This window comes from Streptomyces sp. SD31, assembly GCF_052068475.1.
GTDB lineage: Bacteria > Actinomycetota > Actinomycetes > Streptomycetales > Streptomycetaceae > Streptomyces.
The window spans coordinates 92382-116077 of the sequence record NZ_JBQHCX010000002.1 but is presented as its reverse complement, the minus strand read 5'-3'; the positions used below and the strand labels follow the sequence as shown (position 1 = coordinate 116077).

Here is a 23696-nt window from a genome sequence, read left to right as displayed (position 1 = left end):
TACGCGAAAGGGGCCCGGAAAAGCTACGGCGACTACACGTCGACCTCGACGATCTTCTCTCCGTCGAAGGTCATGATCTCGACGTGATCGACGTCTTCGGGGGCCATGGACACGCCGCCGGTGACGTAGAGCGGGTTCCTGGCCTGCTCGGTCTTGCCGTCGGGGATGCCGTAGCCCCACTTCCCCACCGACCAGGACGCCGCCGTCTCGCGCTCACCGTCTTTGCTGACGAAGATCATGGAGCACTTGAGCGGACCCTTGACGCCCTTGAGTTCGAGGCCCGTCTCGGTGCCCCAGAGCTTCTCCTGCAGGGCGACGGTCGCGGTGGCCCCGGTCGCCGCGTCGCTTCCCGTGACCTTCTTCTCGATGCTCTCGAACAGGTCCTTGGCGGGGTTGGCCGCCTGCACGGTCCGGTTGCCCTCGCTGTCCCCGCCGCCGTCGCTGCCGTTCGTCGCCACGGCCACGAACGGACCGCCGACGATCAGCGCGACCGCCGCGGCCACCATGTAGAAGCTGCGCCGGCGCTTCTGGGCGCGGCGCTCGGCGACCTCGTCGACGAGCTTGTTCACCAGACGCGGGCTGGGCTTCGCCGACAGGGACTCGCCGATCGCGGGCGAACCGGAACCGGGCAGGTCCGCGAGCGCCGCGAGCATCGGCTCCATTCCGGCGAGTTCGTCCAGCTGCTGGGCGCACCATTCGCAGGTCGCGAGGTGGGCCTCGAAAGCGGTTGCCTCAGCGTCGTCGAGAATCCCGAGGGCGTAGGCACCGACGGTTTCGTGCTCGCTCGGGCCCGGATGTCCCTGCATGGGGCTCATGGACCCAGACATACCCGAACCGCCCATCCCGAATCCCTGGTTTCCCCCGTAAACACTCATCACGCCGTCACCCCCCGCTCCTCCAGAGCCAGCTTCATCGACCGCAGGGCGTAGAAAACCCTTGAGCGAACGGTGCCACTGGGTATGCCCAGCGTCTCGGCCGCCTCATTGACCGTACGCCCCTTGAAGTACGTCTCGACGAGAACCTCCCGGTGGGCGGGGGTCAGGTCGTCGAGTGCGTCCGACAGCGTCATCAGCCACAGCGCCTTGTCGATCTCGTCCTCCGCGGGGATGACCTCCAGCGGCGACGGATCGACCTCCTGCGGCCGGGCCTGCCGGCTGCGGTGGCCGTCGATGACGATGCGCCGGGCGACCGTCACCAGCCAGGGGCGTACCGATCCGGTCGCTCGATTGAGCTGTCCGGCGTTCTTCCAGGCACGGATGAGCGTCTCCTGCACGACGTCCTCTGCTCGTTGCCGATCACCGGCGACCAGTCGAAGGACATACGCAAGGAGGGGTCCGGCGTGCTCTCTGTACAGCGCACGCATCAGCTCCTCATCAGGTTCCGAGGGCTGGGACATGCGATGTCGGGCCCTCGATCCACGTTCATTGGCCACGACGGAATCCTTGCGCACGCCCACCTCCGATGTCCGGGGGTTCCCCCAGTCGGTCGCTCGACTACCCGTACGCAAGCGGTCGGTTGAGTGTTCAAAGCGATGCGACAGTTTTCTTCGGAGTGACGTGACGAGCGGGACATGACAGCACATTCCCACCGTGCGATCTTTACATTTCCACCACATCGACCGGATCGAGTCGCCGCTTCCCTACGGGTGCGTAGGTAAACGACATGTAATCGAAATCACTTCGACAGCCGCTCCACAGAAGCCGCATAACGGACCGTCAGGCGCGGGCGAGGGCGGCGCGACGACGGTGCCGGGCGACCCTTTCCCGATTCCCGCAGACCTCACTGGAGCACCAGCGCCTTCTGCGCCCACGGGACGAATCGAGATAAACGATCGGACAGTTGTCGCCCTCGCACTCCCGCAGCCCGGCCCGCGCGACCGGATCGGTGAGCAGTTCCACGGCGTCCCGCGCGATGGCGCCGAGCAGCGCGGCGCACTCGGGCGGATGATCCAATTCCCTCACCAGGGTGCCGTCTTCACCCCGTACGGCACGGGGGGCCGGGGGCGCGGTACGGGCGATGTCGTTCACCCGGGCGAGCGCGATGTCGTACGACGGCCAGGGCTCGGGGGTGATTCCGCCGCGCACCAACTGTCCGATACGTCCACGCAGTTCGCGGAACTGCACGAGCCAAGCGGCGTCGGCGTGGGCCAGCGCCGTGCCCGACGGTACGAGCCCGGCGCCGACGATCCAGGCGCACAACACCTCGACGGAGTCGAACCGTTCCTCGGGATGCGTGGTCGCGAGGAGATCCAGACAGAGCCGCCCGGCATCGAACCGCAGCTCGTACGCGTCCGTGACCGTACCCAGTGCCATGTGCCTGTCACCGCCTAGGGGTCACCCCGGGAGAACTGGGAGAAGCGTTCCCTCTAACAGTGCCTGCCCGGTGGCTGGTCCCGGAACCCCTCGTACCGGCCGGCCCCACAGGGGGCTTTCACCTCTCGACGCCGGTCCGGGCATCCCAGCCCGTCTGGGGGTGCCCCCTCTGGGGGAGTTTGAGGACGAGGCCCGTTCAGGGCCGAAGTGGGGGTCCAGGGGGCGGCAGCCCCCTGGCGGGGTGGAAGGGGCGGCGCCCCTTCAAGGATGGGACGGGTAGGGGCGGCGGGGGCGGCTCACGCGTCCGCGTACTTCGCGTCCGCCGCCGGATCCAACGCCAGCCGGTACCCCCGCTTCACCACCGTCTGGATCAACTTCGGCGCCCCCAGAGCCGTACGAAGCCGAGCCATCGCCGTCTCCACCGCGTGCTCGTCCCGCCCCGCCCCCGGCAGCGCGCGCAGCAGTTCCGCGCGGGGCACCACCCAGCCCGGCCGGCGGGACAGGGCCCGCAGTAGGGACATGCCCGCGGGCGGCACGGGGCGCAGTACGCCGTCGACCATGACCGCGTGCCCGCGGATCTCCACCTGGTGCCCGGCGATCGGCAGGGACCGGGCCCGGCCGGGCAGTTCCTGGCACAGCAGCTGGACCAGCGGACCGAGCCGGAAGCGCTCGGGCTGGACGGTGTCGACGCCGAGTGCCTGGAGAGGCAGTGCGGTGACCGGGCCGACGCAGGCCGGGAGGACGTCGTGGTTGAGGGCGGCGAGCACTTCGGGAAGCAGCCCGCGCTCCTCCGCCCGCGACAGCAGCGACGCCGCGGCCGGCGCACTGGTGAAGGTGAGGGCGTCCAGGCCGCGCGAGATCGTGGCGTCCAACAGACGGTCGACCGGGCCGATGTCCTCCGGCGGCAGCCACCGGTAGACGGGCACCCCGAGCACCTCCGCTCCCGCGGCCCGCAACGACTCAACGAACCCGGGCAGCGGCTCACCGTGCAGCTGGATGGCGACCCGGCGCCCGTCGACGCCCTCCTCCAGCAGCCGGTCGAGTACCTCGGCCATGGACTCGCTGGACGGCGACCACTCCTCGGTCAGCCCGGCGGCCCGTACCGCGCCCTTGACCTTCGGTCCGCGCGCGAGGAGCTCGACCCCGCGCAGCCGTTCCAGCAGGTCCTCGCCCAGTCCCCATCCGTCGGCGGCCTCGATCCAGCCCCGGAAGCCGATCGCGGTCGTGGCGACCACTACGTCCGGCGTGCGCTGGATGATCTCCTTGGTGGCGGCTAGCAGCTCGCTGTCGTCGGCGAGTGGCACGATGCGCAAGGCAGGAGCGTGCAGCACGGCGGCGCCGCGCCGCTGGAGCAACGCCCCGAGCTCGTCGGCCCGGCGTGCGGCGGTCACGCCCACGGTGAAACCCGCGAGGGGCCCGTGTTCGGATTGCTGCTGTGTGTCGTACATAACTCTCGTCCCGCACTCGAGTTGTGGTGCCTGCGCCAGGTGGTCCACCGGGGGTGACCGGGAGCGGCTCCTGATCGCACCCTTGGTGGGTACACCTGCATGCCGATCGAGCCTGTCAATGGTGCGTGACAGGCTCGGTTCGGCTTGATGTCAGCGGTGTTACGTCACACCTCCGCGTAGCTGAGCTGCGGCTTTGCCTCCGAGGCCGATGTGGCGTGCGTCTCCGAGGCGGCCGGGCGGCGAAGGTATACGGCCCAGGTGACCGCGAAGCAGACGCCGTAGAAGGCGAGGAAGGCGACGAAGGCGCCGGTGCCGGAGCCCACGGTGAGGAAGGACTGGCGGAAGGCGAGGTTGATGCCGAGACCGCCGAGCGCGCCCACCGCGCCGATGAGGCCCATGGAGGCACCGGAGAGCCGACGGCCGTAGGCGGCGGCATCCTCACCGGTGAGGCCCTTGGCGAGGGCCTTGTTGTGGAAGATGCCGGGGATCATCTTGAACGTCGAGCCGTTGCCGAGGCCGGACAGGACGAACAGGGCGATGAACGCGGTGGTGAACAGCGGCAGCGACTTCTGCATCGAGGCCACGATGATGACGGAGGTCGCGGCGGCCATGGCGACGTAGTTCCACAGCGTGATCTTCGCACCGCCGAACCGGTCGGCGAGCGAGCCGCCCACGGGCCGGATCAGCGAGCCCAGCAGCGGGCCGATGAAGGTGACGTAGGCGGCCTGCAGCGGCGTACGGCCGAACTGGGTCTGCAGGACCAGGCCGAAGGCGAAGCTGTATCCGATGAAGGAGCCGAAGGTGCCGATGTACAGGAAGGACATGATCCAGGTGTGGGCCTCCTTCACAGCGTCCTTGGCGGCGCCGGTGTCGTTCTTCACCGACGAGATGCTGTCCATCTTGAGCCACGCGAGTACGGCGGCGATCACGATGAAGGGGATGTAGATACCGAGCAGCAGGCGCGGGCCGCCGCTGGCACCGATGACGGCGAGGCCGATCAGCTGCACGACGGGCACGCCGATGTTGCCGCCGCCGGCGTTCAGACCGAGCGCCCACCCCTTCTTACGGAGGGGGAAGAAGGCGTTGATGTTGGTCATGCTGGAGGCGAAGTTTCCGCCACCGACACCGGCCAGCATCGCGCAGAGCAGGAAGGTGGTGAAGGACGTCCCCGGCTCCATCACGGCGAACGCGGCGACGGTCGGCAGGAGCAGCATGCCCGCCGAGATGACCGTCCACATCCGGCCGCCGAAGATGGCGACGGCGAAGGTGTAGGGCACGCGGACGATGGCGCCGACCAGGGTGGCCATGGAGACGATGGTGAACTTGTCGGCAGGGGTGAGCCCGTACTCCGGTCCCATGAAGAGCACCATCACGGACCACAGGGTCCAGATCGAGAAGCCGATGTGCTCGGAGAGGACCGAGAAGAAGAGGTTCCGCTTGGCGATCTTCTCTCCGGTCTCGTTCCAGAACGCCTCGTTCTCGGGGTCCCAGTGATCGATCCAGCGGCCTCCCCTGCTCGCGGCGGGGGCTGTGCTAGGGGCTGTCATGACGCCTCCACGGTACTTCGGGGCTCGGTCGCACTTCGAGTGGCTGATCCCGAAGGTAGGGAGGGCTCGTTTCCGCGCTGTGGCATCGAGTGACCGGAAAGGAACTTTGCTCTCACCCGGCGGGGAAGGTGGATGAGAGGTTGTGTGCGTCCCTATACGCGGCGTCCCTATATATAGGCGCGATGCGGAGACGGCGGTGTCAGTGCTGCGGGGGCTGCCAGTGGGGGTCGTGCTGGGGGTTCTGCTGCGGGTAGGGCTGTGGCTGGCCGTACGGCTGCTGGGGCTGGTGTGGCGGCTGATGCTGTGGGTGCGGCTGGTGCTGTGGGTGCGGCTGGTGCTGCGGCTGCGGTGTGGCGTGCGGGCCCTGGGGCTGGGGGGCACCGTAGGGGCTGGGGGCGGGCTGGTTGCCGTACGGGGCGGGGGCGGCCGCGGGCTGAGCGGGATAGGGGCCCGGGGCTGCGGGCTGAGCGGGGTACGCCCCGGGGGCGGCGGGCTGGCCGGCGTACGGACCGGGGGCCTGCCGGCCGTAACCGGCGGGTGCGCCCGGCGTGGGAGCGCCGGGCGGAGGCTGGTGGCCGTACGGCCCGGCGGCGAAGGGCTGCCCGGGCAGCTGGGTGCCCGGCGGCAGGTAGCGCACCCGCCCGGACTCCTCTGTGAACGGCATGAACCCGGCGGACTGCAGCCGGGCGGCGAACTTCGCGTTGCGCTTGCGGTTGACGACGAAGACCACGCCGAGGATCGCCATGAAGAACACCCACGTGAGCAGCGCCGCGATCCAGGCGGAGGGGTCCCCACCGAGCCGCACCCCGAGGATCCCGGCGCCGATGGTGACGCCCACGGCGGCGTAGCCCGCCCGCTTCTCGGCGTTCTTGCCGGTGAGGTCGAAGTTGATGCGGGCCTTGAGGAGCTCGAAGGCGTCGGGGATCAGGGGCGGCACGGAGACCCCGTCGTGGGCGTTCGGATACTGCGCCCAGTTCTGTGCGGCGCGGGCGCGGGCGTGGGGGCTGGGGTCGGGGGCGATCATCATGATGAGCGCGCCATTACGCCCGCTGCTCTGCCGTACGTCCAGGTACTCGTACCCGAACTGCTGGGCGATGAAGGCCAGCGTGGCGAGCTTCTTCACGGAGGCCATGGGGCTGGTGAGCTCGACGGGCCCTCCGCCCGCTATCAGCTGCAGCATCTTCTGCACTTGCCGCTTGCTCATCGCCGTCCGCTCCCCACCGACCACCTGGGCCACTCGGCCACTTGGCCACCCCGTTCACTTGCGCAACGTCGTCAGTGTTCCACGGGGGTCTGACAGTCGGGGCCTGGGTGGGCGTGCTTCACGGGATCTTGGGGGAACCTTGTCGCGGGGATGATGTGCATGCGAACAAGGTCATTGCTCGTGGCGGGTTAGTGGTGGATCACTGAGGAATGGCCCACCTCGCAGCCTTGGGTGCGCCATCGGGTCCCCACGCGACCAGGGCGGGCCGTGTGCTGCGGATGCCCAGGAAGTGGTTGAGAGAACGGTGTCCTGGTTTGCCGGCTGTCGCCGCCTGCGCCGTCGCTACGAAGGCAGAGCCGATCACTTTCTCGCATGCAGAGCCAAGCAGAAGCCGACCCAGCCTGCGATGTCAGTGGCAGCCCGTAGGGTGCGCACAACGTCTCAAAGGAGGAACCCCCGTGGGATTCTCGGGCCACCTGGTCTTCACGCGCAGCAACCGTCCGTTGCTGGAGGCCCCGTGTTCGACAGCCTCGATGAAGAGTTGGAGGACGCCGTGCACGTGTGGGAGCCGCGACCTGACGGCTGGCAGACGCTCCAGCTCGACCAAGGGATAGGGGACGACGAATACCTTCCTGTCTTGGTCGATTGAAGCAAGGCGCCTGCCTGCGTCGCCCACATCTCCGACAGCGACATCGCCCTGGTAACCGGCCTGGATGCCACCGGACAGCGTTGGCAGGCATGGCTCAACCTGGACCCAACGCCGCGCGGCTACTGGTCGACGAACCCGAAGACGTCGACGATGTGATCGAATGGCTGGACACACCCGAGTTTCACGATGCCGTCAGACGCAAGCGCACGGAACTCGACTTGGAAGTCCCATCCGACGCCGCGGGGGCCCTCGCATGGGCCGCAGCCGCCAACATCCCTGCCACAGCGCAGCAATCCAGGATAGAAGAGCTGCTTCGTTCCCAAGGCGCCTTCGCCGAGGACCTCTTCAGCACGCTGCTCGACGAACTGGGCTTTCCCGAATGGAATAAATACCCGGCGCGTTAGACACTTCGAACCTTTGTGCGGGGAAATCCATGGCTGTTGCCGTCGCTACTGCCGTGAGGGGTCAGCCGGTTGGAACCGGCGCCGTTTCCGTTCCGTCGGTCACCGCCGGGTGTATCGGGCCACGGTGTATGCGGTTGGGCCGGTTAGCTCTGTCCCTGTGCCGTCGAGCATGTCCAGGACCTGGAAGCCGGCACCCCCCGCGTAGCGCTCCAACTCGCGGGGGAACAACACACGCCTGCGGATCTCGTCTCGGGCCTCGGCACCTGACGGGAGCACCCAGTGCCGGTGCATGGTGTTGATCTGGGTCCGCAGGTCCCACTCATGTCGGATGGTGACGGTAGCGGGCCCTCTCGGAGTGTCCACCGTGGCGGTGTTCGGCTCGGTCCGGGTGATCGGAGCGATCGGGGAGCACAACACGAGCAGTGTGCCCGGCTGGGCGTGGGCCGCGAAGGTGGCGAAGACCTGGCCGATCTCGTTGTTGTCGTGCACGTAGGCGAGACTGTTGCCCAGGCAGGTCACTACGTCCATGCGCTGGCCGAGTCGTACGGTGCGCATGTCTCCGCTGCGGATGTCCAGCCACGCCGGGCCCGGTGGGCGTGGTCGCAGCCCGGCCCGCCTGATCCGTCGTGTACGTCGTCCGCGACTTGGCGTCCGTCACCTTGACCGGGCGGTCGGCGTCGTCGTACCAGGTCTCCGTCCTGCCGGTGTCCGGGTCGATGGTCGACGTCACGCGGCCCCGGGCGTCGTATGTATAGGTCCAGGTGTTGCCTGCCGGGTCGATGACCTTCGACGCTCAGGTGTCGCCTTCCGAGTTGTCGGACGCGTCGAGATCGACGATGAGGTCAGCCCAGGACCAGCAGCACGGCCAGCGCGATGAGCAGCGAGTCGATCCTGTCCAACAGGCCGCCGGAGCCGGGTAGCCAGCGGCCCGCGTCCTTTGCCTGCGCACCTCTTTTGATCATGGATTCGAGAAGGTCACCGGCCGGGCCGCCGACCACTACCGCCACCGCCATGGGCCAGCTCAGCGCGGACAGTGCGGCCAGCACTCCGAGGCCGGCCGCGGCGCCGGCCAGCGTCCCGCTCCACCGCTTGGCCGGTGAGAGGGGCGACAGTCGCGGCCCGCCGAGCCCTTGACCGGCGAAGTACGCCGCGATGTCGGCGACAGAGACCGCGACGAACAGGGCCAGCCCAGTCGCCCCCAGCGGCACGAGCGCGGCCAGCACGCTCAGCCAGGTCAGTCCGAGCAGGCCGGCGCTCAGCCGGTGCAGGCCGTGGTCGGCGTCACCGGCCAGGAGCGGCACCGCGGCCACCACAAGCGCCCCTGCCGCGGCCACCCGGAGCACCTGTCCGGGGGCCAACCAGGCCGCCAGCACCACGCCCGTCACCGCCGCGGCCAGCACCACCCGGTCTGCCCGGCCCAGCCGCATCAGCCCGCCGTACTCCATCACGGCGATCACCCCGACCACGATCGCGACAGCCGCGGCGCCCGGGCGACCCAACCAGAACGCCCCGGTGACCAGTGGTACTCCGACCGCCCAGGCGCACCACCGGATCATCAGTTCACGGCGCCGGGACACCGCCACCGCGATGCCGCCCAGCACCAGCGCCCCACCGAGGTGGGGTGCCAGCGCGGCCATGGTGATCACCGGGCGGATCCGCCGGGGACGTCGGCGGGAACACCGGTGGGCATGGCTACAGGCGGGGCCGAAGCCGGTCGCAGCACGGCCAGGGCGGCCTGACACGCGGCCACGATGCGCGCGTTCTCGGCGGTGTCCCGGACCGCGATGCGCACCGTGCGCCCCTGGTACTCCGGCGACAACGGGGACAGGTCGCGCAGATACACGTCGTGGCGGCGGCACTCGTTCACGAGTCGCGCGGCGCTCGGCCCGTCCGACGGCAGGGTCACGGTGAGGAAGTTCGCCACGGACTCCTCGACCACCAGGGTCTCGTCCAATTCGGCCAGGTCGGTGGCCAGTTGCTTCCGCAGGGCGTGGGTGCGGAGCCAGCGGTCGCTGTAGTACGCCGGGTCACGCAGGGCCGCCACCGCGGCCAGCTGCGCCGGGAGGCTGACCGGCCAGGGCGGTGTCCGTCGGCGCAGCTCGGCCGCTGTGGTCGGCTCGGCCACCAGGTACGCGGCCCGCGCGCCGGACAGCGCGTACATCTTGGACAGCGAGGTGCAGACGACCAGCCGCGGGTCCGTCGCGGCATGGCCGGCCAGCGACTCGGTCAGGCCGACGTAGCCCACGTATGCCTCGTCGATCCACCAGCGGGTGCGGGCCGGCGCGGCGGCGATCAGTTCGCGCAGCTCCGCGGCCGGCGCGTGGCGTCCGGTCGGGTTGTTCGGGTTGACCACCACCACGAGGTCGTAGCGGCCGGATCGGACGACGGCGGACAGCCGGTCCGGATCGATCCGCCAGCCGTCTTCACGGCGCAACCGGAAACGGTCCACCCGGCATCCGATCACCCTCTCCGTGACGTGGGCGTACTCGCCGTAGCACGGGTCCGTCAGAAGCACGCGGCTCTCCGGGGTCAGCCACTGGCCGAAAGCCCTGAAGATCAGGTCGGACGAACCGGCGCCGACCGCGAGCGCTTCCGCCGGCAGCGCCCGAGCCGCGGCGATTTCGGCCAGCATGCCCTCGGCTCCGGTCGGCGGCGAGGTCCGGGCGGCCCAGGCGGGATCTGCCGCGAGCGCCGCACTCACCCCGGGGGCCGGGGGGAACCAGGCGTCCAGCACGTCGGCCGCGACCACCTGGTGGCGCCGGTGGAGACTACGGAAGTCCGTACCGATGGCGGTGAACGAGGCGCCGCCGTGCTCACAGCCGTCCGGCCGGGGAGCGAACGCCATGTCCAACTGCCAGTCCACCGCGGACCGAAGGCGCTCGAGCGTGGTGCCGTAGCGGTCCATCGCAAGCTTCGTCAGTTCGGTCACGCCGCCGGTCAGCACCTCGAACGTCACCGCACCGCTGTGGACAGTACGGCCGACCGGGCGCAGGCCCACGGCCAGGTACATGTCGAGCAGTTCGGCGCGGCCCATCGCCACCACCCGGCGACCGCCCCGGGCGGCGATCCAGCGCAGCGCCGCGTACATCAGCAGGGGTGCCGCCGCGGTGGTCCGCCAGCGAGGCTCAACGGTGAGGATGCGCACCTCGAACAGATCGCCCTCGGTCAGCAGCGGCAGTTCGTCGCGGGTCAGGTACTTGTCCAGCCCGTACCGCCCCAACCAGGGCGGAGTCACACTGACGAAGCCGATCCGGGCCGCTCCTCGCGCCGCGACCAGATAGACGTTGTCGCCGTCCAGTCCGTCGCGAAGCGACCCGGCCGGATCAGGGGCATGCTGGCCCAGTTCCTGGGCGTACACCCGGTGGCGCAGTTCGTGGATCCACTGGAGATCCTCCTCGGTGGCAGCGCGCAGCTGCAGGTCACGGCCCATGAGTACCTTTCTCGACGCGGGGAGCGCTCCATCGCGGGGAAGACGGACCGGCTGGCGAACGATCCCGCCGGCCGGTCCAGCGGCTCCCGTCATGCGGCCGGGCGTGGTTCTCCCACACGCAGCCTGGGTGCGAGCCGGCCGAGCAGCACGGCGTTGAACAGGCAGGCCAGGGCCGCACCGGCGGAGAAGACCAACGGGCTCAGCCAGGTCGGCGAGGAGGCCCACTCGGCGGGTGACGCCGGACGGACGAGCCAGTTGTCCGCCGCGGGCGCCGGCAGGGCCCGAGTCCTTTGCAGGTGGGTGCACTCAGCGCGCGCCCCATGCGCGGCGAGGGCGCCGAGTACGGCGGCGTTCACGAAGGCGCACAGAAGGAGCCACCCGGCCCAGCAGCCGATGGCCGTCACCAGGACGGAGGCGGCGACGACCGCCGGATAGCCCCGGGCGAACCAGTTTCCCGTGGCGAGCGCGAGCAGCCGGCGCAGGCGCGGGACGCCGCGCTGGCGGGAGGCGTTCGGCATCGCGGGGTTCCTTCGGGTCGGTCCGGGATCGGAGTTCTCCAACGGTGGACCGGGGAGCACGCTCCGGCATGAGTACAAGTACTCATTTCCTCAGGGAGTTTCGGAAAGGCCGGGGCTCGGTGCCCCAACAGCGCTGCTCCCGCCGCCCATTGACGACCCCGAAATCGTGGCTCTCCCATGAGACAGCCCAGTGACCTGGATCACATCCAGACGTAATCACGGCTCCCACTTCGCGGGCGCGAACCACAGGCATCACATAGAGCATCCCTATTGGCCCCCGTCGACGACTTTCGCCATTGCAATGAATCGGAGCCCCTTCCTCCCCTTTATTAGGGCTTGCGGAAGCGCTTACAAAGCCTTTACGTTTCCCGGCGATCGCTCAAAGGATCTTCACAAGGGGGGACTTGTGCGCAGAACTGCGCTGCCTGTTGTCGCCGTGCTCGGCCTGTCGCTGCTGCTTCCGCAGCAGCAGGCGACAGCGGCGGAGACCATCGACCAGCCGCTGGCTGAAGGAACGATTCAGGATGTCGGCCCGGGCATGTACTTCTCGGCGACCGACTCCTTCGAGGTCACCGAGACCGATGTGGCCGGCGTGCTCGTCAACCGCCGGCACTCGGTGAGTGCCCAGGCCGACGGCGTCGCCTCACCCGAGGACGCCCCCGACAGCCGGGCCGACATGGGGGTCTTCGGCCCCAGCTGGGAAGCCGAGTTCGTCGGCGGCCAGCTCAACCGGAAGCTGGAGCAGCAGGGCGACACCATCCTGGTGACCGACCTGGGCGTGAACGAGACGCTCCGGTACGAGCTCAAGTCCAGCGTGGACTACCCGAGCGGCGGCGGCGTGAAGAAGTACGCGACCGCCGACGGGTCCCAGATCACCGAGACGACCAAGTGGAATGACGCGACGGGGACTTTGGAGACCTCCATCGCCGAGGTCATCGGCGTGGACCTCGCCGCGACGGTCGAAGGCGACGACACCTTCACCGACGCGTCCGGCCGGCCGATCCCGGCCGCAAACCTCAAGCCCACCTACAAGTGGGAGCAGGCCGCGACCGGTGCCGACACCTGGCGTGTCATCAGCGTCGGCAGCAACACCTACGCCACCGCTGTCGAGTACGACACCCGGGGGCGCGTCGCCGAGATCACCAACCCGGCCTTCGGCGACAAGCTGAAGACGACCTCCACGATCACCTACGCGAACGCAACCACGGCCACGTCCTCCACGGCCGGCGACTACGCGGGCCAGGTCAAGCAGATCACCGTCACCGAGGGCGCCACCACGCAGACCCTCGCCCGGTACGCCTACGACTCCTCCGGTCTGCTGCGCACCGTGACCAACCCGACCGAGGCCAGTGAGCCGCAGGCCACATACGCCTACGACGCCACCGACCGGCTGTCCGAGATCACCTCGCCGACCAACGGCAGTTGGCACCTGGACTTCTCCGCCGGGTCCGCCCTTCCGGACGCCACCACCGAGGAGGAGGTGCCGACCCCGGGCACCGCGGTCGAGGGAGATGCCCCCAGCCCGGACTCCACCCTCACCGACGCGCCGGCCTCCTCGGAGTTCCTCGGCGGCGAGGTCTCGGGCCCGCAGTCGTACCCGTCGTACTGCAGCACCGCGACGAGCTGGATGTACTACACGAGGTCCGGCTGCACCACCAAGGTGGCGCACTACGGCTGGCACTCCCCGTCGTGGAAGAAGCTGCCGAACGGCACCTCGGTGCGCGGCATCAACCACGACCACTGCACCACCGCTCCGGACCGGCCGCTCGGCTACGACTTCCGCCCCGCCTGTGACCAGCACGACTACGGCTACGGCACCATCGGCAACTCGTACAAGGGCTACTACAAGTACCTGTCGCGCAACAAGGGCTTCGCGGTGGACGGCGTCTTCTGGACCTCGCTCTACACCAAGACCTGCAACGGCTACTTCTTCAAGAGCCCCTGCCGCTCCGCCGCCAACCTGTACTACGCGGCGGTGACGGTGTTCGGCCGGGCGAAGAACGGCGCGAACGCGACCTGATCCTCAGGCGCCTTCCGACGAACAACGCGACTCAGGCATGACTCAGGCATGAAGGCCGGATGGCGGCACGTGTCGCCATCCGGCCTTCGGCTTCGCGCCCACCCCGCGGGCATCTGCTTGCCCGCTCTCTTGACGGAGAGAATGTGAAGAGACCGATATGGTCCGCGGTCATCACGGCGATGATCACCGCGTCCCTCGGTGCGATACCGGCCCACGCCGCCGCGCCGTCGAGCACCACCGCAGCAGCCGAGACGACGAGCGACCCCGTCGACCCGCCGCTGTATGACGAGACCGCTGACGGCGGCAGGGTCCGCGTCAACGTCGTCACCGAGAAGCGCGCGGACCTGGCCGGCGCGGCCACCGCCGGTGACACGCTGCAGTCCTTCGACACCCTGCCGGTCGTCACCCTCAAGGTCGACAGAGGCGGCCTCGCCGAACTGGCCGCCCAGCCGGGCGTGGTCAGCGTCACCGAGGACGTGCCGGTGCCGCCGTCCCTGGACCAGAGCGTGCCCCTCGTCGGCGGCGCCCAAGCCGCCGCGGCGGGCAGGACCGGCGCCGGCAGTGCGATCGCCGTCCTGGACACCGGCGTCGCCACCGACCACCCGTTCCTGCGGGACCGGATCATCGCCGAGGCGTGCTTCTCGCCCGCCGACGCCGAGTACTCCGCGACCAGCCTGTGCCCGAACGGCACCGCGGCCCAGGAGGGTCCCGGCACCGCCGACTCCGAGACCGGGGCGTGCGCGACCATCGCCGCCTGTTCCCACGGAACCCATGTGGCCGGTATCGCCGCGGGTGACGGCGCCGGCATCGCCGGAGCCCCCGCACGAGGTGTCGCCCCCGGCGCCGACATCGTCGCCATGCAGGTCTTCAGCAAGTTCACCTCCGAGGACTTCTGCGGCCCGGGTGCCGCGCCCTGCGTGCTCAGTTTCACCAGCGCCCAGATCGCGGCGATGGAGAAGGTGCTGCAGCTGCGGCAGTCCGGCACCCCCGTCGTCGCGGCCAACCTGAGCCTGGGCAGCGGACGGTACGCCGCCGCCTGCGAGAAGGACGCGCGCAAGCCGGCCATCGACAACCTGTTCAACGCCGGAGTGGCCACCGTGGTCGCGTCCGGGAACAACGGATACGGCGACGCGGTCGGCGCTCCCGCCTGTGTCTCCTCCGCCATCGCCGTCGGTTCCACCACCGACGACGACCAGCTGTCGTCCTTCGGCAACCGGGGCGCGCTGCTGGACGTCCTGGCCCCCGGCACCGGCATCGTCTCCTCCGTTCCCGGCGACGGCTACGCCTCGAAGAACGGCACCTCGATGGCTGCCCCGCACGTGGCCGGTGCTTTCGCGATCCTTCGGGAGGCCTTCCCGACCAAGAGCATCGGGGAGCTGGAGTCGCTCCTGGAAACCACCGGGAAGACCATCACCTACACCGGCGCCGGCACTCCCCGTATCGACCTCGGCCAGGCGCTCGGCGGCTCGGCACCGGAACCGGAGCCCGAGCCGGCCGCCAAGCCGCGTCCGTCCCAGCTCATCAACAACACGGACTACGCCATCCCCGACCCGGGGACGGCCCAGTCGCCCATCACGGTGGCCGGTATCTCCGGCAACGCGCCGAAGAACCTCCAGGTGCACGTGGAGGCCACGCACGAGTGGCGCGGTGACCTGAAGATCGGCCTGGCCGACCCCAACGGCAAGCTGTACCCGCTGAAGTCGACGTCCGGGACGGAGAACGGCGGCACCCTCAGCAGCACCTACACGGTCGACGCCGGCACATCACCGGCCAACGGCACCTGGACGCTCCAGGTCCAGGACACCTCGGCGGGCTCCGCCGGCACGCTCAAGGACTGGTCACTGACGTTCCCGACGTTCGAGAAGAGCGGCTCCGTCGCCATCCCGGACCCGGGCACCCTCACCTCCGAGATCACCGTGTCCGGGATCTCCGGCAACGCGCCCGGAGGGCTGCAGGTGCACGTGAACGCCACGCACGAGTGGCGCGGTGACCTGAAGATCGGCCTGGTCGCCCCCAACGGCACCTCGTACCCCGTCAAGTCGGCGTCCGGGACGGAGGACGGCGGCACCCTCAAGACCACGTACACGGTCGATGCGCGTGCCGCTGCGGCCAACGGCACCTGGAAGCTCCAGGTGCAGGACACCTCGGCGGGCGCCACGGGCACGCTCAACGGATGGTCGCTGACGTTCCCCTCGTACGAGAACCAGACCAAGCACAGCCTGCCCGACCCCGGCGTCCTGGAATCGCCGGTCACCGTCAGCGGGTTCGCCGGGGCCGCCCCGAAGACGCTGAAGGTGTACGTGGACGCCACGCACGAGTGGCGCGGTGACCTGGAGATCCACCTGGTCGCCCCGGACGGCAAGCTGTACCTGGTGAAGTCCGACTCCGCGACCGAGGACGGCGGCACCCTCCAGCAGGTCTACACCGTCGACGCCGCCGCCTCCCCGGCGAACGGCACCTGGAAGCTCCGCGTCGAGGACATCTCCGAGGGCGCCACGGGCACCCTCAACAGCTGGACCCTGGCGTTCTGAGCCATCTCCCCACGCCCGGCCCCCGGCCTCCCCCGCCGGGGGCCGCGGCATCGGCGGACAGCGGGCCCGGCCACCAGGGGTGGCTGGGCCCGGTCGATCAGGTGCGGTAGGCGTAGTACAGCGCGTTCGGGTACGAGGCGATGATGCTCGCCACCGACCTGCTGTAGGTGTTGGTGGAGTGGTACGTCAGGTACGGCACGCCCCGGCTGCGGGACGTGACGATCATGGTGTGGTCCTTCGAGCCGTCCCGGTCGAAGTCGATCTGGAGCACATCGCCGACGTCCATCTGGTAGACGTTGGCGAGGCTGGTCGTCCGCTTCGAGTTCTGGGCGAACCAGGACCACTCGTTGACCCCGATGAACGAGTGCGACTGGATGTCGGCGTTGCCGAACCACTTGGTGTAGTCGTACACATACCCGGGGACGTGCTTCCAGCCGCCCGCCTTCAGGGCCTGGCTGACGAAGTTGGTGCAGTCGCCGCCCGCGCCCTGCCCGTTGAAGTTCGGATAGGCCGGGTTGTAGTCGGACCAGTACTGCTTCGCGTAGGTGGCCATCGCCGGGTAGTCGAGGCCGCTGGCGGTGAAGTTCTTCGGGTTGGCCGGGCCGGGGTAGGAGGTCGACGCCTTCGGCGCCGAGGGCGTGGTGCTGGTGGTGCCCGCCCTCGCGGTCATCGGCTCGACGGCCGGCTTGGCCGTCTGGTTCACCGCGAGATATCCCTCGTCGGTCGCGCGGACACCGGTCAGCTGCCAGTCGCCCCGCCGGTCGGCGCTGAACGTCAGCTCGTGGTGGGCCTGGAAGCCGGTGGTCCTCGGTCCGCCGGCGCGGGCCTTCTCGTAGGTGAGGGTCGTGGTCTCGGTGACCGCGACCTTGGCCTTCCGGCCCGTCACGCTCGTGGCGTCCAGGGTGACGGTGGTGCTGCCCTTGCTGTACGTCTCGCCCAACTCCGCGAGCCTGTCCCTGCGCTGATCCAGCTTGGACCGTGCGGAGTCCTCGCTGCCGGCCAGGCCGGAGGACAGCCGGACGTCCCCGGAGAAACCGTCGGTCAGCGGCTCCTCCCGGTCACCCTGCCCGCCGTCGACCAGAGCGTCCGTACGGTCGGTGAAGACCGCGTCCGCCAGCCGCTGGAAGGTCGCCCTGGTCCTGGCGTCCACCGTGGGGTCGTCGACGACCGCGGCGCCCGCGCTCCAGTTGGGCAGCAGTGCCGCTCCGGCGACGACCGAGGCGGCGGCCGCCCCGCATATGGTGGCGCGCCGGCGCGTCCGGCTCAATTTCCTTGACTTCACTGATGTGTTCCCCTCTTGCCCCGGCGGACGGATGCCGGGGTAGCGCATCCTTACATGGCATGTGTGGTTCCTGTGAAGAGGGATGCGTCAGTGAGCCAGTGCCGTTACGGGAACGTCACTGCACGACGGTCGACCAGTCCGGGGACTGCGCGGGGTCCAGGGTGCGCAGCTGCTCTAGGACTTCGGGCCGCTGCGCGTCCATCCAGTCGGCCAGTTCGCGGAAGGAAACACAGCGGACGTCCTTCTTGGTGCACACGTTCTCGACGACCCGGTCGACGGCCCTCATGTAGAGGCCGCCGTTCCAGTTCTCGAAGTGGTTGCCGATGAACAGGGGCGCCCTGCTGCCGTAGTACACACGGTTGAAGCCGGCCATGTACGTGTCGACGGTCTCCTCCTCCCACCGGGGGTACTGGGCCGGGTCGCCCTCGGTCTCGCCGTCGGACTGGTTGTAGAGGAAGTTGAAGTCCATCGACAGGCCCTGGTACTTGCCGCCCTCGTAGGGAAGCATCTGCAACGGGAAGTCCCAGATGCCGTCCTTCTTCGTGGGCCAGATCTGGAAGTCGCCGGCCGAGCTCGCGTCATAGCGCCAGCCGAAGCCCTTGACGGCTTTGAGCAGGTTCTTCTGCCCCTCCAGGCAGGGCGCGCGACCGCCCGTGATCTCGCGCTCGGCGTCGAAGGGCAAGGGAGCGAGGTCCTCGTACCCGGTGTTGGTCTTCCATTTCTGCAGGAACGAATAGAACTGCTCGATCTCGCTCTTCCACTCGTCGACGCTCCAGTAGCCGCCGCCGCGGATGCCGCAGAAGTGGCCGTTGAAGTGCGAGCCGATCTCGTGCCCTTCCTTCCACGCCTTGCCGAGCTGCTCCAGCGTGGTGCGGATGTGCTCGTCGGTGGGGTAGCTGATGGCCGCGGCTCCCTCGTCGTGCTGCGGCGGGTCGTAGCGCTTCGCCTCGTCCTTGGGCAGCAGGTAGATGCCGGTGAGGAAGAACGTCATGTGGGCGTCGTACCTCTTGGCCAACTCCCGGTAGTGCGCGAAGAGCTGGTCGTCGCCCGCCAGGGCGCCGTCCCAGGAGAAGACGACGAACTGGGGCGGTTTCTCACCGGGTTTGAGCGGCTTCGGCTTCAACGTGCCCTTCTGCGGCCCGGTGTACGACGTCGAGCCGTCGCCGAGCACCTTCGTCTTCCCGTCCCATTTCGGTTCCTCGGGCGGCCTGGAGGGCGCGTCCTCCGTGTCGGAGCCACCCGGGTCACCGGCGGACGCGGTGGGCGCGGTGCTGTCCGAACCGGTCAGGCTGTTGTAGGCGACGGGTATCACCAAGGCGAACAGCATGGCCGCCACCGTCAGTGCTGCCACGCGGGCGGGAAGCGGGGGCTCCCCTGCTCGGCGACGGGATGCGGGGGCTCTGCGGCGGTGGGATGTCGGAGGCATGGGCGGCTCATTCTGCGAGGGAGGTGGGGCGGTGCGCCGGGCGCCGCGTCACGGCGGCCGTTCGGTGGTGTCAGCCGAGCGGGCGCGTGGCACGGGACCAGATGCCGTAGGGAACGCCGTCGGACGTGGTGCCCGCGATCCCCTTCAGTGGCAGTGGCTCCAGGCTCTTGGCCAGGTCCATGCGGTAGACGACGACCGCCGTGGAGACGGACTCGTACGTGCCGACGTACCAGGCGGCGGTGTCGTTCTGCGTGGTCCCGGCCCTCCCGGCCACCTTCGCGGTGGCGGGCGCGCCGTCGGGGTGGGCGGTGCGGAAGGCGTCCGTGAGCGCGGAGGTGACCTCCTCGGCCACATCGGCGCCGACCGCCCGGCGCGGGCTGGGCAGGTCCAGGCGGACCTTGGTGCCGTTGTGGGTGATCCGGCGCACCGAGTACGGCTCGGTGTGCTTGCCGGCCGCGGCGAACGTGGAGTAGCCGCTGGCCATGCGGATGGCACTGGGCGTGGAACTGCCCATCGACAGCGCGGGCACCTGGGCCCCGATGCTGGAGGGCAGCAGGCCCGCGGCCTCGGCCGTGTCGCGCACCTTGTCCAGGCCGGTGTCCATGCCGAGCTGCATGAACGGCGTGTTCACCGACAGCTCCATCGCCCGGTGCAGGGAGATCTGTCCGTAGGACTTGTTCCCGTCGTTGCTGGCGGCCACCTTGCGGCCGCTGCGGTCCCAGTACGGCCCCTCCGGCGTGGTCACCGGCACGTCGTCGTCGCCGTTGTAGAGGGACTCCCCGGCGACCGGGGTTTCCGCCCCGTCGCGGGTCTTGCGGACGCCGTGCTCCAGACCGGCCGCGTACACGAACGGCGTGAAGGCGGTACCGGCCGGGACCGTGGTGGCGTTGGACTCGTTGTAGCCCTGCTCACGGTGGTCGGGGCCGCCGTGGACGGCGAGGATCCGGCCGTCGGCGGCCACCGCTGCGGCCCCGTAGTGCGCGGTCTTCGCGGTCTTCGGGTGGTCCTTCAGGGCTTTCTTGCGCGCTTTGGTGACCGCGTCGGTGAGCTGGGCCTCCCTCTTCTTGTCGAAGGTCGTATAGATCTGGTAGCCGCCGAGGTCGAATTCCTTCTCGGAGATCCTCGCGGCCTTCTTGGCGTACTGGGAGGCGAGTTCGACCAGGTAGTCGCTCTGCTCACCGGTGTCGTACAGCGGGTTGCTCTTCAGCGGCTCGGGGAACTTCTTGTACGTGGCCCGCTCGGCCTCGGAGAGTTTGCCGATGTCGACCATCCGGTCGAGGGTCCAGGACCAGCGCTCCACGGCGCGGGCGCGGTTGGCGCTGCTCAGGGTCGGGTCGTACAGGCCGGCGCCCTTGAGCAGGGCGGCCAGGAACGCGGCCTCACTGGCGTTGAGTTCGCTGACGTCCTTGCCGTAGTAGGCCTGGGCGGCGCGCTGGATGCCGTAGGTGCCGCGACCGAACCAGCTGGTGTTGAGGTAGCTCTCGAGGATCTCGTCCTTGCTCATCCGGTTGTCGAGCTTGAGGGCGATCATCGCCTCGGTGAACTTGCGGCGGGCGGTCTGGTCCTGGTTCAGGTAGACGTTCTTGACGTACTGCTGGGTGATGGTCGATCCGCCCTGGGTGTCCCCCTGGCCCAGCGTGCGGAACAGGGCACGGGTGATGCCCGTGAAGGAGATGCCGGGATCGCTGTAGAAGCTCGCGTTCTCCGCGGCGAGGACCGCCCACCGGACATCCGCGGGGATGTCCTCCAGCGGCATCGCCTGCCGCTGCACCCAGCCGGTACGGGCCATGGGCGTCCCGTCGGCCCAGAAGTACACGTTGTCCTGCTGGGTGGCGTACGAGTTGAGGTTGTCCGGGATGTCGGTGGCCGCGTAGGCGATGGCGAGGAAGAGGCCACTGAGGCCCACGCCGGCGAGGGAGGCGCCGAGCCATTGCCGCCAGGAGGGCAGCCATCGGCGCAGACCCGTGCGCCCGGGCCGGGGGTACTGCGGCCGCATACGGCGGGCGTAGGGCGCGAGGCGGGCGGACTGGGCGGCGAGGACGCTCAGCAGGGGCGCCAGGTGGAGAACGGTGACGAGGCGGGAAGGGAGGGGTGTTCGAGGGGCTTTGCGCGGGTTCCGATTTCTGCGGCGATTCGGTTGATCGGCCTTACTGTCACGACGTATTCGATCCGACGCTTCCTCACCCGAATGTTTGGTTATTTCGGATATCGTCGATTCTTGTTCGGTGCCGGATATGCGTTGCTGCGGAACCCGCAGTTGAACGGTCTCGTCCGCCTTGAATGAGGCGGGCACTTTCAACTGCATGGTGATGTCCCGCTCCTGAGGCTCCTCCCCACGCCCCATCAGCGTCACAGCGCCCCCCTTCCACTTCAGTCACCTACAAATTACCAGCGCCCTTCACAGTCCCTCCACACAAGAAAGCCGCGACGTGCTTCGCCGACATGTCAGTCGCGCACGCTCATCACCGCAGCGTCGATGGCCGGGACCCATCCCCCGGTGGGCCGTCGCAGCCACCCCTCCTCGGCCGCGACCTGGGCAGCCGCCCGCCGAAGGGCGTCGAATCCGGGGTGCACCAGCCCCTTTCGCCACACCAGTGACACGGGCGACAGGGGCACGGGATCGATCAAGGGGCGCCGCACGGTGCCGGGCATGGCCGGAAAGTCGATGACGACAAGGACAGGGGCGCCCGTCTTGGCCATGATCCGCTGGAACTCCTCGTCACCGACGGCGAGCGGGGCGGGCGGGGCCACCTCGATGCCCCGGCCGTCGAACAGCCGGTGCGCGAGGTCGGTCCACTCCGGAGTACGGGGGTTTCCGGCGCCGGCGTACACCGTCTCGCCGGCCAGCTCGGCCAGCGGCACCTGCTCCAGCTCCACAAGCGGGTGGCCCTCGGGCAGCAGGATCGCCATCGGCTCGTAGCGGACCGGCTGGTGGTCGAGGCCCGCCCGCAGTGCCGGGTCCAGTCCCGCGAAGCGGCCGAAGGAGGCGTCCAGCCGGCCCGCGACCATCTCGCCGGCCGCGCCCGTCAGGCCGCTCTCGTAGCGGGCCATCAGCTCGCACTCGGGGGCGAGTTCACGGGCCCGGTGCAGGACGCGGCGCGGGGTGGCCAGGCCCGGGGAGTTGAGGTCCACCAGCAGGGGGCGGGCCTGGCCGAAGGCGGCGAGCAGGTCGTCCTGGGCCTGGAGGGCGCGGCGCGCGTACGGCACCAGCCGCTCGCCGTCGCCCGTCAGCGTGACCTGCCGCGTCGTCCGCACGAACAGCTCGGCGCCCAACTCCCGCTCCAGCCGCCGTACGTCCCGGCTGAGCGCCTGCTGGGCGACGTACAGGCGGGCCGCGGCGCGCGTGAAGTGCAGCTCCTCGGCCACCGTGAGGAAGGCGCGCAGGAGGCGGGGGTCGAGATGGGCGGGAGCGGGACCGGGAGCAGGCATGCGGGGAACCTACAGCCCGCGCGACTTACAACACAGGTGCGTGAATCCGCGCCGAGCAGGTGTTGGACCCCGTGATCCACTGCGGGCCACGGTGGTTCCATGCCGCAACCGCCCTACAGGAAAACCCTCGACGCCGGGGACGCCCCGGCACCTGCCTTGCTCACGGTCACCGCCGACGCCCTCGTCGCCGTCGACTTCGGGCCCCGGACGCGGAGCCGCCCGCCCGGCCCGTACCGCCGGCTCTTCACCCACCCCGGCACCCGGGCCTTCACCATCGGGAACCTCATCGCCCGCCTGCCCATGGGCATGTTCAGCGTGAGCGCGGTCGTGATGATCGCCGGCTCCCGGGGTTCGTACGCCCTCGCCGGCGCCGTCACCGCGACCGGCCTCGCGGCGACCGCGCTGGTCGCCCCCTGGACCGCGCGGCTCGTCGACCGGTACGGCCAGGCCCGCATCGCCGTACCCGCCACGCTCTTCGCGGCGCTGGGCAGCCTCGCGCTGCTGCTGTGCGTGCGCTACGACGCCCCGGCCTGGACCCTCTTCGCCGCGTACGCGGCCACCGCGACCACCCCCAACACCGGCGGCATGTCCCGCGCCCGCTGGGCCCATCTGCTGAAGGGCGACCCCGAGTCCCTGCACACCGCGAACTCCTTCGAACAGGCCGCCGACGAGCTGTGCTTCATGCTGGGCCCGGTGCTCGCGGCCTTCCTGTGCGGGACGTTCTTCCCGGAGGCGGGGACGCTGGTCGGAGTGGTGCTCCTGGTGACGGGCGTGCTGGCCTTCGCGGCCCAGCGGTCGACGGAGCCGCCGCCTCGGGGCCGTACGGCCGACCCCTCCGGTACGACGACTGTCTCACCCCTTCGCGCCCCGGGCATGCCCGCGCTGCTGGCCGTCTGCCTCGCCATGGGCGCGGTGTTCGGCTCGACGGAGGTCGTCACCCTCGCGTTCGCGGACGCGGAGGGCCACCGCACGGCGGCGGGAGCGGTGCTCGCGCTCCAGGCGGCGGGCTCCTGCGCGGCGGGCCTGTGGTACGGCCGACTCAGGCTCTCGGGCCCCGCCGAGTACCGCTACCCGTGGTGCATAGCGGCGATGACGACCCTGCTGACGCTGCCCCTGCTCGCCGCGTCCCTCACCGGCTCGCTCGTGCTGGTGGCCGTCGCCCTGCTGATCTCCGGCATGGCCACGGCTCCGACCATGATCACCAACATGGCCCTGGTCCAGCAGCGCACCCCGGACGGCCGCCTCAACGAGGGCATGACCCTGGCGGTGACGGCCCTGCTCGGCGGTATCGCGGCCGGCAGCGCGATCGGCGGCTGGATGGTGGAGCACCTGTCACCGACGGCGGCATACGGCGTCCCGGTCACGGCGGCGACCGCCGCACTGCTCATCGCCCTCGCAGCAGCACCCTCAGGGGCGCGGGGAACTGCGCGACCAGCCACGACGGCGCAGCAGACAACCGACAACCCATCGCGGCACTCACCGCCGACCGCTTAGCC

Annotated in this window: 18 protein-coding genes and 2 pseudogenes; 6 read left to right on the top strand and 14 right to left on the bottom strand. The window is 69.7% G+C overall.

Annotated elements, in window-relative coordinates; translation table 11 throughout:
- Nucleotides 1-32 precede the first annotated feature (32 nt).
- The 6 genes from ACTMVF_RS04425 to ACTMVF_RS04400 all read right to left on the bottom strand — a co-directional run bounded on the left by ACTMVF_RS04425 (nt 33) and on the right by ACTMVF_RS04400 (nt 6511).
- Nucleotides 33-815 carry an anti-sigma factor family protein gene (locus tag ACTMVF_RS04425; RefSeq protein ID WP_441269628.1) on the bottom strand — a complete coding sequence of 261 codons (783 nt, stop codon included), beginning with the start codon at nt 813-815 and terminating at the stop codon, nt 33-35.
- 59 nt (nt 816-874) lie between these two features.
- Nucleotides 875-1396: a sigma-70 family RNA polymerase sigma factor gene (locus ACTMVF_RS04420; RefSeq protein ID WP_010039908.1), complete on the bottom strand. Its 522-nt coding sequence runs from the start codon at nt 1394-1396 to the stop codon at nt 875-877.
- Nucleotides 1397-1715: 319 nt separating this feature from the next.
- On the bottom strand, nt 1716-2312 hold the full coding sequence (locus ACTMVF_RS04415) for a CGNR zinc finger domain-containing protein (protein ID WP_441269627.1): 597 nt from the start codon (nt 2310-2312) through the stop codon (nt 1716-1718).
- 296 nt (nt 2313-2608) lie between these two features.
- Nucleotides 2609-3760, bottom strand: coding sequence for a uroporphyrinogen-III synthase (locus ACTMVF_RS04410; RefSeq protein ID WP_441269626.1), 1152 nt, complete (start codon nt 3758-3760; stop codon nt 2609-2611).
- 164 nt (nt 3761-3924) lie between these two features.
- Nucleotides 3925-5307, bottom strand: a complete 1383-nt coding sequence (locus ACTMVF_RS04405; RefSeq protein ID WP_441269625.1) for a nitrate/nitrite transporter — start codon at nt 5305-5307, stop codon at nt 3925-3927.
- A gap of 199 nt (nt 5308-5506) precedes the next feature.
- Nucleotides 5507-6511 (bottom strand): hypothetical protein, encoded by a 1005-nt coding sequence (locus ACTMVF_RS04400; protein WP_441269624.1) that lies wholly within the window; start codon nt 6509-6511, stop codon nt 5507-5509.
- A gap of 289 nt (nt 6512-6800) precedes the next feature.
- On the opposite strand from ACTMVF_RS04400, the pseudogene ACTMVF_RS04395 reads away from it, so the two are divergent.
- From ACTMVF_RS04395 to ACTMVF_RS04385, 3 genes and pseudogenes are all read left to right on the top strand, one after another.
- Nucleotides 6801-6893 (top strand): annotated as a pseudogene (locus ACTMVF_RS04395) (IS5/IS1182 family transposase); the annotation flags it as partial.
- A 135-nt stretch (nt 6894-7028) separates the two neighbouring features.
- A complete protein-coding gene (locus tag ACTMVF_RS04390) occupies nt 7029-7160 on the top strand; it encodes a hypothetical protein (RefSeq protein ID WP_441270153.1) in 132 nt (43 codons plus the stop codon).
- 89 nt (nt 7161-7249) lie between these two features.
- Nucleotides 7250-7564, top strand: coding sequence for a hypothetical protein (locus ACTMVF_RS04385; RefSeq protein ID WP_441269623.1), 315 nt, complete (start codon nt 7250-7252; stop codon nt 7562-7564).
- A gap of 99 nt (nt 7565-7663) precedes the next feature.
- Here ACTMVF_RS04385 and ACTMVF_RS04380 read toward each other — a convergent pair.
- The 4 genes and pseudogenes from ACTMVF_RS04380 to ACTMVF_RS04365 form a co-directional block, all read right to left on the bottom strand.
- Nucleotides 7664-8140 (bottom strand): annotated as a pseudogene (locus tag ACTMVF_RS04380) (SAM-dependent methyltransferase); the annotation flags it as partial.
- 266 nt (nt 8141-8406) lie between these two features.
- Complete coding sequence (locus tag ACTMVF_RS04375) at nt 8407-9201, bottom strand: phosphatidate cytidylyltransferase (protein ID WP_441270125.1); 795 nt, start codon at nt 9199-9201, stop codon at nt 8407-8409.
- 5 nt (nt 9202-9206) lie between these two features.
- Nucleotides 9207-10994, bottom strand: coding sequence for an aminotransferase class I/II-fold pyridoxal phosphate-dependent enzyme (locus tag ACTMVF_RS04370; protein WP_441269622.1), 1788 nt, complete (start codon nt 10992-10994; stop codon nt 9207-9209).
- Nucleotides 10995-11083: 89 nt separating this feature from the next.
- Complete coding sequence (locus ACTMVF_RS04365; RefSeq protein ID WP_441269621.1) at nt 11084-11512, bottom strand: hypothetical protein; 429 nt, start codon at nt 11510-11512, stop codon at nt 11084-11086.
- A 406-nt stretch (nt 11513-11918) separates the two neighbouring features.
- Between ACTMVF_RS04365 and ACTMVF_RS04360 the strand changes: the two genes are divergently transcribed.
- Nucleotides 11919-13532 carry a phospholipase A2 gene (locus tag ACTMVF_RS04360; protein ID WP_441269620.1) on the top strand — a complete coding sequence of 538 codons (1614 nt, stop codon included), beginning with the start codon at nt 11919-11921 and terminating at the stop codon, nt 13530-13532.
- A 143-nt stretch (nt 13533-13675) separates the two neighbouring features.
- Nucleotides 13676-16063, top strand: coding sequence for a proprotein convertase P-domain-containing protein (locus ACTMVF_RS04355; protein WP_441269619.1), 2388 nt, complete (start codon nt 13676-13678; stop codon nt 16061-16063).
- Nucleotides 16064-16160: 97 nt separating this feature from the next.
- Here the strand turns inward: ACTMVF_RS04355 and ACTMVF_RS04350 are convergent, their stop codons facing one another.
- The 4 genes from ACTMVF_RS04350 to ACTMVF_RS04335 all read right to left on the bottom strand — a co-directional run bounded on the left by ACTMVF_RS04350 (nt 16161) and on the right by ACTMVF_RS04335 (nt 22200).
- A complete protein-coding gene (locus ACTMVF_RS04350) occupies nt 16161-17345 on the bottom strand; it encodes an amidase domain-containing protein (RefSeq protein ID WP_441269618.1) in 1185 nt (394 codons plus the stop codon).
- Nucleotides 17346-17460: 115 nt separating this feature from the next.
- Nucleotides 17461-18771, bottom strand: coding sequence for a hypothetical protein (locus ACTMVF_RS04345; RefSeq protein ID WP_441269617.1), 1311 nt, complete (start codon nt 18769-18771; stop codon nt 17461-17463).
- Between the two features lie 70 nt (nt 18772-18841).
- The gene (locus tag ACTMVF_RS04340; protein WP_441270124.1) at nt 18842-21076 is read right to left on the bottom strand and encodes a transglycosylase domain-containing protein; all 2235 of its coding nucleotides are present in this window, start codon (nt 21074-21076) and stop codon (nt 18842-18844) included.
- A 140-nt stretch (nt 21077-21216) separates the two neighbouring features.
- The gene (locus ACTMVF_RS04335; RefSeq protein ID WP_441269616.1) at nt 21217-22200 is read right to left on the bottom strand and encodes a LysR family transcriptional regulator; all 984 of its coding nucleotides are present in this window, start codon (nt 22198-22200) and stop codon (nt 21217-21219) included.
- Nucleotides 22201-22299: 99 nt separating this feature from the next.
- Here ACTMVF_RS04335 and ACTMVF_RS04330 point away from each other — a divergent pair, with 99 nt between their 5' ends.
- Nucleotides 22300-23694: an MFS transporter gene (locus ACTMVF_RS04330; protein ID WP_441269615.1), complete on the top strand. Its 1395-nt coding sequence runs from the start codon at nt 22300-22302 to the stop codon at nt 23692-23694.
- Nucleotides 23695-23696 lie beyond the last annotated feature (2 nt).